13 protein-coding genes are annotated in these 14103 nt (G+C 70.4%); 10 read left to right on the top strand and 3 right to left on the bottom strand.

The annotated features are described in order from the left end of the window. Positions 1-599 precede the first annotated feature (599 nt). Positions 600-929, top strand: coding sequence for a hypothetical protein (locus AB0K18_RS41755; RefSeq protein ID WP_364926313.1), 330 nt, complete (start codon positions 600-602; stop codon positions 927-929). Between the two features lie 824 nt (positions 930-1753). Here the strand turns inward: AB0K18_RS41755 and AB0K18_RS41750 are convergent. From AB0K18_RS41750 to AB0K18_RS41740, 3 genes are all read right to left on the bottom strand, one after another. Beyond that, the gene (locus AB0K18_RS41750) at positions 1754-2056 is read right to left on the bottom strand and encodes a hypothetical protein (RefSeq protein WP_364926311.1); all 303 of its coding nucleotides are present in this window, start codon (positions 2054-2056) and stop codon (positions 1754-1756) included. A 473-nt stretch (positions 2057-2529) separates the two neighbouring features. After that, complete coding sequence (locus AB0K18_RS41745) at positions 2530-2892, bottom strand: hypothetical protein (RefSeq protein WP_364926309.1); 363 nt, start codon at positions 2890-2892, stop codon at positions 2530-2532. Between the two features lie 803 nt (positions 2893-3695). Beyond that, positions 3696-3992 carry a hypothetical protein gene (locus tag AB0K18_RS41740; RefSeq protein WP_364926308.1) on the bottom strand — a complete coding sequence of 99 codons (297 nt, stop codon included), beginning with the start codon at positions 3990-3992 and terminating at the stop codon, positions 3696-3698. A gap of 145 nt (positions 3993-4137) precedes the next feature. On the opposite strand from AB0K18_RS41740, the gene AB0K18_RS41735 reads away from it, so the two are divergent. From AB0K18_RS41735 to AB0K18_RS41695, 9 genes are all read left to right on the top strand, one after another. Further along, complete coding sequence (locus AB0K18_RS41735) at positions 4138-5037, top strand: alpha/beta hydrolase (protein WP_364926306.1); 900 nt, start codon at positions 4138-4140, stop codon at positions 5035-5037. 44 nt (positions 5038-5081) lie between these two features. Further along, positions 5082-6263, top strand: a complete 1182-nt coding sequence (gene moeZ / locus AB0K18_RS41730; protein WP_364926304.1) for an adenylyltransferase/sulfurtransferase MoeZ — start codon at positions 5082-5084, stop codon at positions 6261-6263. 38 nt (positions 6264-6301) lie between these two features. Further along, on the top strand, positions 6302-7024 hold the full coding sequence (locus AB0K18_RS41725) for a hypothetical protein (protein WP_364926303.1): 723 nt from the start codon (positions 6302-6304) through the stop codon (positions 7022-7024). Further along, positions 7018-8226 (top strand): S8 family serine peptidase, encoded by a 1209-nt coding sequence (locus AB0K18_RS41720; protein ID WP_364926301.1) that lies wholly within the window; start codon positions 7018-7020, stop codon positions 8224-8226. Before AB0K18_RS41725 ends, AB0K18_RS41720 begins: the two co-directional genes overlap by 7 nt. A gap of 57 nt (positions 8227-8283) precedes the next feature. After that, positions 8284-9186 (top strand): hypothetical protein, encoded by a 903-nt coding sequence (locus tag AB0K18_RS41715; protein ID WP_364926299.1) that lies wholly within the window; start codon positions 8284-8286, stop codon positions 9184-9186. Continuing rightward, entirely contained in the window at positions 9180-10343 is a 1164-nt protein-coding gene (locus AB0K18_RS41710; protein WP_364926297.1) for a S8 family serine peptidase, read from the top strand. The genes AB0K18_RS41715 and AB0K18_RS41710 overlap by 7 nt, the downstream gene beginning before the upstream one ends. Before the next feature lie 57 nt (positions 10344-10400). Next, complete coding sequence (locus AB0K18_RS41705; protein ID WP_364926295.1) at positions 10401-10760, top strand: hypothetical protein; 360 nt, start codon at positions 10401-10403, stop codon at positions 10758-10760. Continuing rightward, entirely contained in the window at positions 10748-11062 is a 315-nt protein-coding gene (locus AB0K18_RS41700; RefSeq protein ID WP_364926292.1) for an MGMT family protein, read from the top strand. The genes AB0K18_RS41705 and AB0K18_RS41700 overlap by 13 nt, the downstream gene beginning before the upstream one ends. A gap of 208 nt (positions 11063-11270) precedes the next feature. Next, entirely contained in the window at positions 11271-14018 is a 2748-nt protein-coding gene (locus AB0K18_RS41695) for a CDP-glycerol glycerophosphotransferase family protein (RefSeq protein ID WP_364926290.1), read from the top strand. Positions 14019-14103 lie beyond the last annotated feature (85 nt).

Here is a 14103-nt window from a genome sequence, read left to right as displayed (position 1 = left end):
TGACCGGCCGCCCGGCGTGACCGGCCGCCCGGCGTGACCGGCCGCCCGGCGTGGCCGGTCACACGGCGTGACCGGCCGCCCGGCGTGGCCGGTCACACGGCGTGACCGGTCTCACGGCGTGCCCCGCTGCCCGGCCGACCCGGTGCGCTTTCGTGCGGCACCGCCATCGCATGGTGGCCACTCCCTCTCTGGACAGAATCCGCGGCCCTCGCAGGTGCTGCCTGGGCGGCGCTCCTCGCCCCTGTAGACGTCGCCTGGCGGACGGTGCTTCCCGCATCCGCTCCAGGGCCCTTACGGCCTTGTCGGAGCGTGCTCGCTGCCCTGCGCGCCCTGGGGGCTTGCCCCGTACCGTCGCCGCCTGCCCCCGGGCGTTGCTCAAAGGGACATATCAGCTTAATTCGCGTTATTTCATTTGATAGGAGTTTAATGCAAGCAATAAGATTCTTAATGCAGAGCAAAATGGAGGCGCTTCTGTTTGCCCGCTCATCCGCCGGAAATGACACTTCGTGGATGACTCTTCAGCAGGCGTCCAAGACATGTTTCCGGGTAATCCGGAGACGTCGAGAACGGGGCAATCGATCCTTTAGGGGGAAAACGCAATGCCCAAGCTCAAGAGTGTTATCGCGGGCCTCGCCATCAGCACTGCGCTGACCGGCGGCGTGGTCAGCGCCGGCGCCGCCACCACTTCGGCGAGCGCCGACGCGGCCACGCAGATCAGCACCGGCAACTCGGTTCTCGCCGGCTGCGGCGGCTGGGCCTGGCGTCGCTGCGGCTGGGGCTGGGGACACCGTCGTCACCACCACCACCGTCTGAGGGTGAAGGTCAGGATCCACAACCGCAACGTCAACCGCAACCGCGAGCACCGCGACCACCACCACCACGACCGCCGTGTCCAGCCGCCTGCGGCCGCTGAGGCGACGGAGCGTTGATCTGACCGTGTGACAATGGCGTAGGAATTGGATTTCCTCGTCTCCACGGGAATCAAAGTGAGGGCTCTCCCGGCAGCGCCGGGGAGCCCTCGCTTTCTCGTTTCCGGCGGGTTTCATGTTGGTGGGCGTTTCGGTGTTGTGCTGATTTCGTGGTCGCGTGGGAAATGACCCGGCTCTGATGAGCCTCCAGCTGTGCGGGCCTGTGCCTGCACGGTTTTGTGCTGGTCGCGGGGCGTTGAGGCCGCTTCCAGTGGTGGCGAGATCCTGCGGCTCGATCGCCGGCCACTCATGGCTGCCCAGGGGATCGGTCGCCGCATGCTGTGGCAGGGGGATCGGCGGCTGGGAGCACGGGGTCGGGCTCAAGGTAGGAGAGCGGTGGACAAGGCCGAGCGCTGAATGCTCGGCCCTTGGAGCGGCATGGGTGGAGCGGTGAAGAGCGTTCCTCGGTGCGGACTGCGCTGGGCGACTCCTGGGGTGGGTCTGTGCTGTGGACAGGGCTGTGCTGTGGGTCGGGCGCCGGGCTGACGGTCGTGCTGGGTGGTGTCCCAGGAGCTGTGCTGGGCGGGGACGGGCGGCCCAGGGCGGGGTTGCCGGGGTGGGGATGTGCGGGTGAGGTGCCGGCTGGGGGAGGGCGCGCCGGTGGGGTGCCGGTCGAGGGAGGGGTTCGTGGTGGGGTGACAGTGCTGTGGGGATGAGGAGTGCCCGTATTCGGTGGGATGGCCACTGCCCTCGGTGTCGAGGGCGGTGGGCGCCTCCCGGTGAATACGGGCACTCCCTTAGCTACGGCTTGAGTTCATCGCATGGGCGGACTCGTCAGCCGAGGGTCACCACCGACGGTCGTGCCGGTCGTGGTTGTCGTTGCGGTTGTAGTTCCGGTTGACGATGACGACGCGGACCCGGCCGACACCGTGGTGCCGGTGGCCCCACCTCTTCCAGGGCTTCCAGCCCCAGCCGCAGCGGCGGGGACGCCAGCCGCAGCCGTGTCCGGCCAGGACGGAGGTGCCGGTGCTGATCTGGGTCGCGGCGTTGGCGCTCGCGCTGGTGGTGGCCGCCCCTACGCTGACCACACCGCCCGTGAGAGCGGTGCTCATGGCGAGGCCGGCGATAACACTCTTGAGCTTGGGCATTGCGGTTTCCCCCTAAAGGATCGATTGCCCCGTTCGCGGATATAGCTAGCAATTCATCCGCACCATGGATATTTCCCGGCGAAAGCAGAAGAAACGGACATTGTCCGCTCTTTTCCGAGTCCAGTGCTTCTCATGACTTGGCAGGGCCCATGGAGCACTGGAGAAAGGCGTGCTGTGCATGCGTATGGCGCCGGTCAGGGTCAGGGGGGCGGTGAAAGGGAGGGGGATGCGGAGGGCGCAGGAGAATGCACGGGGATGGAAGGGGCGTACGAACATCGTCAGTGGCTGGACGTACGAGATCCCGGCCGCTGGTGCGGCCGGGAAATGACGCAGCGAGGGCCTCCCGGTGGATGCCGGGAGAGCCCTCGCCAGAATTGCCGTGGAGACGAGGAGAAACGGACCTCAGGCCGAACCGCGCGTGAAACGCGGGCCGTCCCCGAGAACTCCTTGCGCCATCAAAGCACGGTCATTCACTACCAGGTGCGGTTGTTGTTGTGGTCGTGGTGGTGGTGGCGGTGGCGGGGGCCGTTGTCGTTCACGTTGTCGTTGTGGACGACGACGCAGATCTCGCCGCGGTGGCGCCGGTGGCCCCAGCCCCAGCCGCCCCAGCCGCCGCCCCAGCCGCCGTGGTGCCTGTTGCAGCGCTGGTGGTGACGGTTGTGGTGACGACGGTGGCCCCAGCCCCAGCCCCAGCCGTCGTCCATGAGGACGGACGTGCCGTTGCTGACCTGCGTGGTGGCGTTGGCGGCGGACGTGGCCGCGCCCACGCCCACCATGCCGCCGGTCACCGCCGTGCTGATGGCGAGGCCTGCGATAACACTCTTGAGCTTGGGCATTGTGTTTCCCCCTAAAGGATCGATTGCCCCGTTCTCGGCCGTTTCCTAATTACCGGAAACAGATCTTGGACGGCTGCTGAAGGCTCATCCGTCGAATGTCATTTCCGTGCCGATGGACGGGCAAACGGCGACGACCCCATTTTGCTCTGCATTAACAATCTTATTGCTCGCATTACATAATTATCAAATGAAATGAGATGATATGTCCGATTCGACGGCATATCGAGCCGAGACCGCAGGTGGCAATGGGCGGCTCACGGGCTGTCGGCCGCGCCCGAGTTGCCATTCGCGATGTCGTACGCATGCGGCGTTCTCGCGCGCGGAGATGAATTTCCGCGAGCGCGAGAAAAGCCGCGACGCCGGGCCCGATAAATGCCGCTCATTGTGCTGAGGCCGGCCGGATGCACCGATTGAGGTGATGCGTGCGCGGCTGCTCGCAATTTCGAGCGTCGTGCGGGCGCGGCGGCGGCCATCGTGGTGTGAGGGATGTCCCCCGGAGATGTCTGCCGCTCTACGTGGTCCCCGTGCGCGACACCCGACCGCCACTCGCCGTTAACGGTGAGTGGCGTAGGTGTCACGCTGGGTACCGTGATGCTTTCCGAGCGTGTGCGCCATAAACGGCGAACGGCGGCTTTTGCCGGAAGCTTGGGCTGCCAAGAGATCGCTTAGAGATCTATAGCGCGAAATATCCCGATAAGTCCGGATCGGGGTGGGCGGCAAGGCATGGGAGTGGGGCGCCACCTTCGTTCAGGGGCGGTGCTCGTGTGGGGTCCTCTCCGTTCGGGGAGGTGGGGGGCCGGGGGTCAGCGTCTGCCGAGTTTTTTCAGGTAGTGGCCGTAGGCGTAGCCCTTGCGGCCGATGTCCGTGCCGCGGATGTGGCGCCAGGAGCCCGTCTTCCTGCACGGGCCCCACGTACGGTCGCCTGGGTAGAGCTTGTCCAGGATGCGGCCGTTCGGCCAGGCGCGGACGTTGAGGTGCGTCTTCACTCGTACGACTCGATACGTGCATCCTGAGCGGTCGGACGCGTGCGCCGGAACGGCGCAGGCCGCCCCCGCGCACAGCGTGGCGGCGAGTAGTGCGGCGATGCGGGTGGTGAGCATGGGCGTACCCCCTGTCCTTTCCGGCCCATCTGTCCAGGAAAATCATGAAAATAACCTCGCTGTACGGAATCCAGACCCCTCCAACAAGCGATGGTTATCGTGAGAAGCAGGGGAAGAGACGTTCGAGGAACGAGGAGGAGCAGTCATGACCGCGGAGCCGGTCCCGCACTGGCCGGGAAGGATGATCGGCTCGGTGCACGTCCGGTCCACCCGTCAAGGCCCCGCGGACCAGGCGGTGTTCGTGCACGGCCTGGCCGGATCGGCGACCAACTGGACCGACCTGATGGACGAGCTCAAGGACACCGTCACCGGGCACGCCATCGACCTGCCTGGAGCAGGTTTCTCGCCGGCGCCCCCGGACGGCGACTACTCGGTGGCGGCGCACTCCAAGGCCGTAATCGAGCTGCTGGAGCACACGGGCCCCGCGCACCTGTTCGGCAACTCGATGGGCGGCGCGATCGCCGTCAGGGTCGCCGCCGCGCGCCCCGAGCTGGTCCGTACGCTCACGCTCGTCTCCCCGGCCCTGCCCGACCTGCTGCCGCGCTACGGCCCCGTGCGGGTGGCCGCCGCGGCGATACCCCGGCTGGGGGAGTGGGTGGCCGACAGACTCCGGCTGGTGCCGGTCGAGCAGCGCATCACCGCCTCCATGGCGATGGTCTGGGCCGACACGGGCGCGTGCCACCCGATCCGCCTGCGCGACGCCATAGAGGAGCAGCGCAGGCGCGACGACCTGCCGTACGCGGGCGAGGCCGTCGTAGGTTCGGCGCGCGGCATCGTCACCGAGTACTTCCGCTGGGGTGCGGACAACCTGTGGCGGCAGGCGGCCAAGGTCGAGGCGCCGACGCTGATCGTCCACGGACGCCACGACCGCCTGGTGCGCCCGGCCATGGCGAGGAAGGCGTACCGTACGTTCCGGCAGGTCAGACTGGTGCTGCTGCCGACGGCCGGCCACGTGGCGATGATGGAGACGCCGCGGGTCGTCGCGGCGGAGGCACGCCGTCTGATCGGTGAGACGCGATTGGGGAATGCCCCACTGCCCGGCTAGGTTTCACAGTGAGATGGGTCCCCTTTAAAACGGGAGCGTAGAAAGTGTCGTTGCCACCGCTGGTCGAGCCGGCCGAAGAGCTGACCGTCGACGAAGTGCGCCGCTACTCACGTCACCTGATCATTCCCGATGTGGGCATGGCGGGGCAGAAGCGGCTGAAGAACGCCAAGGTGCTGTGTGTGGGCGCCGGGGGCCTGGGCTCGCCCGCGCTGATGTACCTCGCGGCGGCGGGCGTCGGCACCCTCGGCATCATCGACTTCGACGTGGTCGATGAGTCCAACCTGCAGCGCCAGATCATCCACGGCCAGTCCGACGTGGGCAAGCTGAAGGCCGAGAGCGCCGCCGCTACCGTCCGCGAGATCAACCCGCTGGTCGACGTCGTCATCCACAACACGACGCTGTCCGTCGACAACGTGATGGAGATCTTCTCCGGCTACGACCTGATCGTCGACGGCACCGACAACTTCGCCACGCGTTACATGGTCAACGACGCCGCGGTGCTGCTCGGCAAGCCGTACGTGTGGGGTTCGATCTACCGCTTCGACGGTCAGGCGAGCGTCTTCTGGGCCGAGCACGGGCCCTGCTACCGCTGCCTCTACCCCGAGCCCCCGCCTCCCGGCATGGTGCCGTCGTGCGCCGAGGGCGGCGTGCTCGGCGTGCTGTGCGCGTCGATCGGCTCCATCCAGGTCAACGAGGCCATCAAGCTGCTGACCGGCATCGGCGACCCGCTGGTCGGCCGGCTGATGATCTACGACGCCCTTGAGATGAAGTACCGCGACGTCAAGGTCCGCAAGGACCCCGAGTGCGTGCTGTGCGGCAAGAACCCGACGCAGACGCAGCTCCTCGACGACTACGAGGCGTTCTGCGGCGCGATCTCCGACGAGGCCGCCGAGGCGGCCACCGGCTCGACGATCACGGCGCAGGAGCTCAAGGGCATGATGGACCGCGGCGAGAACATCTACGTCGTCGACGTCCGCGAGCCCAACGAGTACGAGATCGTCAACATCCCCGGCGCCACGCTGATCCCGAAGGGCGAGTTCCTCAACGGCTCGGCCCTGGAGAAGCTGCCCCAGGACAAGAAGATCGTGCTTCACTGCAAGTCGGGCGCGCGCTCGGCGGAGGCGCTCGCGGTCGTCAAGAACGCCGGTTTCTCCGACGCCGTTCACGTGGGCGGCGGCGTGCTGAGCTGGGTGAAGACGGTCGACCCGAGCCTGCCCAGCTATTAAGGGGTTTCCGCCGGGACCTCCCGGTTAAGGTCGATGCCGTGAATGCCGCCCGTCCATGGCCGATCCTCGTGGTGGCCTCCGCGCTGACGCTGATCTGCGCGGTGGCCGCCGGGGTGGCGGGCAGCGCGGCCGGCACCGAGCTGACCCGTGGGCCCACCGCGGCCGAGTTGCGCGCGGCGGCCCACCGGGAGGTGGCCGGGCGCTGGCGCACCTGGCCGGCGGGCCGCATCTTCCCTGAGACGCTGCCCTACTCCGCCGAGCAGGGCGGCCGGGAACGTGCCACCAGGATCGGCATCTCGCCGCGCACCGGCTGCGGCCGCGACGCGGTGGACGCCGCCGCGGTCAAGGCGCTGCGGCAGGCGGGCTGCAAGGGCGTGCTGCGGGCCACGTACGTCGACGCGTTGCGCGGCGTGCTCGTCACGATCGGTGTGGTGGCGCTGCGCGACGAGGCCCACGCCGAACGCGCCAGGGACGCCTTCTCCGACACCGGCAAGCCCACTCCGGGGCTGCGTCCTGTCTCCTTCCAGGCCACGCTGGCCGACCGGTTCACCCCCGGCGTACGCGAGGCGGGTTCGGTCCGCCAGGCCGGCCCCTACCTGGTGCTGACCACGTCTGGCCAGGTGGACGGGCGGCCGTCGGCGGCGGCCGGCGAGGCGCGGCCGTCCATCTTCGCCTTCGCCACCGAGATCTCCGAGCAGGTGCTGACCCGGCTGAGCACGCCCGGCATGCCCGACTGCGCGTCAGGGGAGTGGCGGTGCTGAGGAAGGGCGCCGTCGTGGCGCTGGCCGCGGTGCTCCTGGTGCCGGTGGGGCCGCTGTGGGCCGACGACGTACGCGGCGGGCAGCGGGCGGTCATCGAGACGCTGGCGCTGACGAAGGCGTGGCGTACCAGCAAGGGCGCGGGGGTGACGGTGGCCGTGCTGGACTCGGGCGTGGACCCGCACCATCGCGACCTGGCCGGGTCGGTACGCGTCGGTAAGGACTTCACCGCGGGCGCGAACCCGCCGGGGACGGCTCCCAGCAGGCTGCACGGCACGTACATGGCGTCGCTGATCGCCGGGCACGGCCACGGGCCGGACGGAAAACGGGGGATCATCGGCGTGGCGCCCGAAGCGGACGTACTGTCAGTAAGGGTCATCCTGGAGGACGAGGAGCCGGGTTTCCTGACGTTCAACTCGGCCGAGCGTTTCGAGAACGTGGTGGCCAGGGGCATCCGCTACGCGGTGGACGAGGGGGCTGACGTGATCAACCTGTCGATCTCCAAGGAGCTGGCGACCCGCGAGGAGCGGGCGGCCGTGCGCTACGCGATCGGCAAGGGCGTCGTGCTGGTCGCCGCCGCGGGCAACGACGGCGACAGGAAGAAGGGCGGCGACTTCGCCCCCTACTCCTATCCGGCGGCGTTCCCCGGCGTGGTCTCGGTGGGGGCGACCGACCGGCGGATGCGGCGGGCGGCGTTCTCCAACTGGAACTCCTCGGTGCTGGTGGCCGCGCCCGGCGTGGACATCATGGGAGCGGGGCCCGGCGACGAGTACTGGGTCGGCAGGGGCACCTCGCAGGCGACCGCGCTGGTGTCCGGCGTCGCCGCCCTGATCAAGGCGGAATACCCGAAGATGTCGCCGCCGCTCGTCGCGCGCGCCCTCGCCGCGGGCGCCAAGGACCTGCCGCCCGGCGGCTACGACACCGCCACCGGCTTCGGCCTCGTCAACGCCGCCAAGGCCCTGAAGGAGGCGTCCAGGCTGGCGGAGCACGCGGAGGTCGCGGCCGGCGACCAGGCGCACGACCCGGAGAGACCGCTGGCCGGCGGCAGCGCGGGCCCCATCGACGTCGTCGTCAGGGACGAGCGCCGCGTCACGGTGTACGCGGCCATCGCCGCAGGCGCCGCCCTCGGCGCGCTGGCCTCGCTGGCCGTCATCTTTATCCTGGTCAGACGCGTACGACGGGCGCACATGTCGCAAGACGCATGATCCGCCCCTCAAGGGGGACGAAATAGACATCGACGCGAATGCGGGAACGAGGCGGTGGTGAAGGCACGTAGGTCGACCACAGGGCTACCGCGCGCCGAGGGGGACGCCACACAGGGGCGGAGGAACCCGCTCGGCGCCACAACCGGCCGCCGCTCGCGCGTGCGCTCGTGGCCGGCGGCGGACACACGCAAGCGCACGGCGGCCAGGCAACGCGCGGAAGAGGCCGAGCTCCAGCAGGGCGTCCGCTATCGCCGCGCCTTTGTGGTGCTGCTCGGCGCCGTCATCGCCGTCTCGGCGCTCGTCGTCCTGCTCGGCACCGTCGGGCTGTTCACCGAGACGCGCTCGCGCCCGCTGACGTCCGCCGAGCAGAGCCGCTACCAGCAGGAGGAGATCGCCCGCCGCTGGCAGGCGTGGCCCGCCACCGGCGTCTTCCCCGAAGAGGTGCGCTACCTCGGGCTCGACCGCGCCCAGCAGTACGCCAGGCGCGTCGGCATCGCACCCGAGACCGAGTGCGGCAAGGGCGTCGACGCCTCCGTGGCCGGCGTGCTGCAGAGCCACGGCTGCGTGACGCTGCTGCGGGCCACGTACATCGACCAGACCGCCTCCTTCGTCTTCACGGTCGGCGTGGCCGTGCTCAAGGACGAGGAGTCGCGCGTGTCGGCCGGTGAGGAGCTCACCCAGGACGACCGCGTCGGCGTGCTGCCGGTCGCCTTCCCCGGCACCGTGACCGAGCGCTTCGGGCCCGACCAGCGCCAGCGGACGAGCTGGGTCGGCGCGGGCCCGTACATCGTGTTCTCGACGGGCGGCTACGCCGACGGGCGTACCAGGGCCGCGATCCCGCCGGAGGAGATCCTGCACAGCGAGTTGTGGCCGGCCGCCAAGTCCATCGGCAACCAGATCGCCTACTTCCTCGCGGACCCGCCCACGGTGCCGCCCTGCACTCAGGGGAACGTGTGCTGACCGTCGTACGCGCGCTGACCGCCGCCGTGCTCGCCTTCTCGGCTCCGGCCGCGGACCCGGTCAGGGAACAGCAGGCATGGGTGCTCGACGCGCTCAACGTCGAGCAGGCGTGGACGGTCACCAAGGGCGAGGGCGTCACGGTCGCCGTCGTGGACAGCGCCGTGGACACCGGCGTCAAAGAGCTGAAGGGCCGCGTCACCTCAGGCCCCGACATGACCTCGGGCTCGGTCCAGCGCGACCTGCCGCCGGGCCGGCACGGCACCGCCATGGCCGCCCTGATCGCCGGCTCGGGCAAGGGCGACGGCTTCATCGGGGTCGCGCCGTCCGCGCGCATCCTGTCGCTGCCCATGGTCATCGACGACGAGCCGGGCGTCGCGATACCGCCCCTAGAGGACCAGCAGAGCCGGCCCAACGCGCAGAGCCCGCTGGCCCGCGCCCTGCGCTACGCCGCCGACCACGGTGCCCAGGTCGTCAGCATGTCCATCGGCTCGTACGGCCCGCTCAGATCCGAGCGCGAGGCCGTCTCGTACGCGCTGAGCAAGGGCGTCGTCCTGGTCGCCGCCGTCGGCAACGACGGCCAGACCGTGTACGCCAAGGAGAAGGGCACCTCCTACTGGAGCTTCCCGGCCGGCTACCCGGGCGTCATCGGCGTGGCCGCCACCGACAAGCAGGGCAGGCGGGCCACGTTCAGCAGCGACAACCTGTCGGTGCTGGTGTCCGCGCCCGGCGTGGGCGTGCCCGTCGTCAAGCGCGGCAGCGGCTACGAGCTGTCCGAGGGCACCAGCTCGGCCGCCGCGCTCGTGGCCGGCGTGGCCGCGCTGCTAAAGGCGCGCTACCCGGCCCTCGCGCCCGAGCAGGTGGCGCAGGCCCTCGCGGCCAGCGCCAGGGGACGGCCCGCGGCCGGCTACGACGACGAGACCGGCTTCGGCGTGGTCGACGCCGCCGCCGCGATCAACGCCGCCGAGCGGCTCGTCGGTGCCAAGCGCAGCGTCACGCCCGGCATGCAGCACTTCGGCCAGGGCGCCGACTCGCCCGTCCCGACCAGGCCGGGGCCCGACCCGGTCCGGCTGTGGCTGTACGGGGGCGGGGTGCTGGTGGCGCTGGTCATGTTCTGCGGCGCGATCGTCGTCCTCAATCAACGCAAGGAGCAGGCATAACGGCGAGTTCGTGAACAGGTTTCCGAGTCGGGAGAAGATCCGCTATGGTCCCCCGTCATGGGATACGAGCTGCGAGTGGTGCGTGAGTCGCCACTCGCCTTCGCCGAGCTGGCGAAGGCCATCGCGCCGGCCGGTTTCGAGCTGCACGGGTCCGACGAGATCGTGGCAGGCCACGCGGGCGCCAAGCACACCGTGGCCCGCTGGCAGGGCGAGGTCGTCGGCGAGCCCGGCTCCGACTGGCAGGTGGCCCAGCTCCTGCGCCTGTCCACCGCGCTCGGCGCCCGGCTCGTGGGCGAGGACGGCGAAATCTACGGACTGCGCGACGGCGTGATCGAGGTCGCCACCGGCGGCAGCGCCGTCGAGATCGGCACGTTCGAAGAGATCATCGACGCGGGCCCGGCGGCGTGGAGCCCGTGAACCCGTTCGCCGAGCGGGTGCTCGACGTCGTCGAGCGCATCCCGCCCGGCAAGGTCATGTCCTACGGCGACATCGCCGAATATCTCGGCGAAGGCGGTCCACGCCAGGTCGGCAAGGTCATGTCCACCTGGGGCGGCGGCGTCCCGTGGTGGCGCGTCGTCCACGCCGACGGCTCCGGCGCGGCCCCTGACCACGTGCAACGCTGCCTGGCCCACTGGCGCGACGAAGGCACCCCGCTGCGCGGCGAACGCGTGGACATGCGCCTGGCCCGCTGGGACGGGCGTTCAGCCGATTTTCAGTAACCCACCTGACCTGCACTTTCGCCGAACAGGCGATTTCGTGACATGTGACTCCCATTACCATGGGCTGAACAGTGATGGCGGCCCGAAAGGCGGTGCCTCCCCTATGGCCACCGGCGTCACAGCCCGAAGCCAGGGCGGCGATTCGCTCGCCGACCGCCTGAAGGCTGTCCAGGATCTCTGCGATCGTGGCGAGCCTCTCGAAGCGGTCATGCGAGCGGCCGGCCCAGGCGGCCGCGACGCGGCGTTCGACAGCGAGGTGCTGAGCGGTCCCCTCGGGGGACGCATCGACCTCGCGGTCAAGCGCGGCGCGGCGCGGCGGCGTGAGATGCTCGACCTCGTACGCCCCTACCTCGCGGGCGTCGACGCGCAGGTCAAACGCGACCTGCCGGTGGCGCGCCGCGTCATCGTCCACCTCATCGAGACCCGTTCCGACGACGAGCTCGTCGAGGGCGAGACGCTGCTCAAGGTGGTCACCGCGGCGGCCGAGCCGTCCAAGCGCATCCGCAAGGGCCTGCGCTGGTACGCCGACCTGCCCTTCCGCGACGAGCTGCCCCCCGACCTCTACCGCCTGCGCCGCGCCGACCTGGTGCCGGTCACCCACATCGACGACATCGTCTGGGCCGACGGCAAGCTGCGGGTCAGCGGCTTCGCCTACCTGGCCGGCCTGTCGGTGCGCAGCCGCAGGTTCAACTGGGCGACCGTGGTGCTGCGCGGCCCGCGCTGGCTGCCGCCCATCCGCATGCGCACCCGCAGGGTCCTCGCCCCCGAGGCCACCCACGGCGCGCGCGAGCCGGGCTGCAACTACGACTGGTCCGGCTTCACCGCCGAGCTGAGCCCCTGGCCGCTGCGCTGGCGCGGAGCCGTGCGCGGCATGGTCCACGGGGTGCGGCGGCGCATGCGCCACCGTCCCGGCGTGCCCGACGCCACCACGTGGCGGGCCGAGATCGTGTTCTGGAGCCGTGGCGCGCGGGCCACCGGCCTGCTGCGCGGCTCCTCCATCGGCCGGCCCGAGCGGCCCGCCGGGCTCAAGCTCAAGCCGGGCTGGTGGGTGCGTCCCGTCTGGACCTCCGACCGCGCGCTGCAGGTCGTGCTCCAGCCCAACAGGGCCGAGCTGACCGGCGTGCGGCTCGACGGCGAGCGACTCGAGCTGAAGATCTTCCTGCCCGGCCGCCAGGTCACGAAGGGCCACGCCAGGCTCGGCGGCCACCGCATCGCCGCCGACTTCACGCCGTCCGGCGACGGCACGCAGGTCGTGGTCGGGCTCGCGGTGCCCGCGCTGACGCAGGAGAAGGACGGCCGGCGCCTGTGGGTCGAGCCCAAGGGCGACCCCGCGGCCCCCGTCATGCTGGCCGACGCGGCCGAGGTCCGCACGCCCGTGGGCGACCGCGAGATCACCGTGCTGGGCGACCGCCGCGACCGCGTCGTGGTCTCCGCCCACCGCATCCGCCCGGTCATCACCTCGGCGGTCTGGGACGGCCCCGCGCTCGTCCTGCGCGGCCACTACCCCGACGCCGCCGGCCCCCGCACGCTGACCCTGCGCCACCGGTCGGGGCTGTCCTATCTGCTGCCGATGGAGCGCTCCGGCGCCGACTTCTCCGTACGCGTCGAGCCCGACACGATGGACAGGTTCGGCGAGGCCGTGCCGCTCTCCTCCGGCACCTGGAACATGTCGCTGCGCCACCCGTCGGGCGAGATCGTCCCGCTGCGCATGGACCACGCCGCGCTGCCCGGCCTCGACGAGGAGCCGCGCACGCTCGGCGGCCACGTCTACCGGATGATCTCCACCCGCTTCGACGTGCCGGTGATCACCGTCGAGGAGGACAGGCCGGCGGAAGAGCGCGGCGTCGCCGGGACCCACGTCCTGCGCCGCGTCTTCTACCCCGCCCAGCGCACCGAGCCGCTGCGCGAGAGCACCGTCTACGTCGTCAACGACGGCCGCCTCTACGCCGACAGCGTGCGCGCCATCTACGAGGAGCGGTTGCGCAGGGGCGACGACCGCGAGCACGTCTGGATCGTCAAGGACGGCGCTTTCGTGCCGCCGGGCCCGGCCAAGGTCATCCGGGCCGGCAGCCGCGAGCACCACGAGGCGCTGGCGAGGTCGCGCCACATCATCACCAACGCGTTCCTGCCCGCCTGGTTCCGCGCCCGCGAGGACCAGGTGGTCGTCCAGACCTGGCACGGCACGCCCGCCAAGCTCATCGGCGGCGACCAGGCCCACATGAAGCGCGACCCGAGGCCGCCGATCTGGCTCCGCCAGGCGGCCGAGGTGCGTGGCTGGGACCTGCTGCTGTCGCAGTCGCCCTGGGCCACCCAGGTGCTGCGCAAGGCGTTCGGCTACAAGGGCGAGGTCCTGGAGAGCGGGCTGCCGCGCAACGACGTGCTCAACTCGCCCGACCGCGAGGAGCGCGCGGCGGCGGTGCGGGCGCGGCTCGGGCTGGCCGAGGGCAAGCGGGTGGTGCTGTACGCGCCGACCTACCGCGACTACGACCGCAAGAACGCGATGGTCAAGCTCGACCTCGCCAAGGCCCGCGAGGCGCTGGGCGCCGACCACGAGATCCTCGTACGCGCCCACCCGATGCAGGCCATGCCCGCCGTCCCTGACATCGCCCGCGACGTCACGACATATCCGGACATCGCGGATCTGCTGCTGGTGGCCGACGTGCTGGTGACCGACTACTCCTCGGTCATGTTCGACTTCGCCGCCACCGGCAAGCCGATCGTCCTGTACGCCTACGACCGGGCCAAGTACGGCAACAAGCGCGGCCTCTACATCGACCTGCCCGAGCAGGCGCCGGGACCGGTGCTGTCGACCTCGGCCGACGTCGTGGATGCCCTGCGGTCGATCGACGCGGTCGCCGCCGCCAACGCCGACCGCTACGACGCCTTCCGCGCCACGTTCGCCCCGCGCGACGACGGCAAGGCCACGGCCCGCGTGGTCGACCACCTCTTCTCGTGACGTGACCGCGTCCGGCCCGGGGCTCAGGCCCCGGGCCGTCTTCTTGCGCGTGGCGTTGACGCCGACGGCGAACACCGCGTCCGGC

Origin of the sequence: Nonomuraea sp. NPDC049421, assembly GCF_040677005.1 — a bacterium.
In the GTDB taxonomy this organism is placed as follows: Bacteria; Actinomycetota; Actinomycetes; order Streptosporangiales; family Streptosporangiaceae; genus Nonomuraea; species Nonomuraea salmonea.
Note: the sequence above shows the minus strand (reverse complement) of the source record. Positions and strands in the feature narration are given on the sequence as shown.